Source organism: Paenibacillus sinensis (assembly GCF_019904155.1).
Lineage (GTDB): Bacteria > Bacillota > Bacilli > Paenibacillales > Paenibacillaceae > Paenibacillus_AQ > Paenibacillus_AQ sinensis.
Genome location: NZ_JAHCMB010000096.1, coordinates 1 through 397 on the forward strand (window position 1 = coordinate 1; position 397 = coordinate 397).

The 397-nt window shown below is 37.3% G+C and carries 1 protein-coding gene; it reads right to left on the reverse strand.

What is annotated here, in order from left to right:
* Window positions 1–318, reverse strand: a 318-nt coding sequence (locus KIH86_RS10640; RefSeq protein ID WP_223110456.1) for a helix-turn-helix domain-containing protein, incomplete at its 3' end; no start/stop codon positions are given.
* Between the last annotated feature and the right edge of the window lie 79 nt (window positions 319–397).

Genomic DNA, 397 nt, shown 5'->3' on the forward strand with positions numbered 1-397 from the left:
GCGTTTTACAATGTCATAAACAGCATTTTGTTCGTCTAGTGTACGTGTTCGAAGTTCAAACATAAGCTTGTTTAATGTTTCCGGACTTGGACTAAATTCGTGATTAATCTCTGAACCAAAAAAATCTACTACACTAACTTCAAGTGCCTGAGCAATCTTATCCAGCATATCAATAGTGGGGCTTCTTATCCCACGTTCAATCTGTCCAACGTATGAAGTGTTTACTCCTGCTATTAAAGCAAGCTTTTCTTGGCTAATTCCCCGTTCTTGCCGTAAGTTTCTAATTTGAGAACCAACAACCTCAGCAATTTTACTCAACTTGACTCACCTCTATGCTCAAGATAGAGGTTAGCTCAAAACTCAACAAACGGTTATAGTTACTAATAAAATAAGTTAC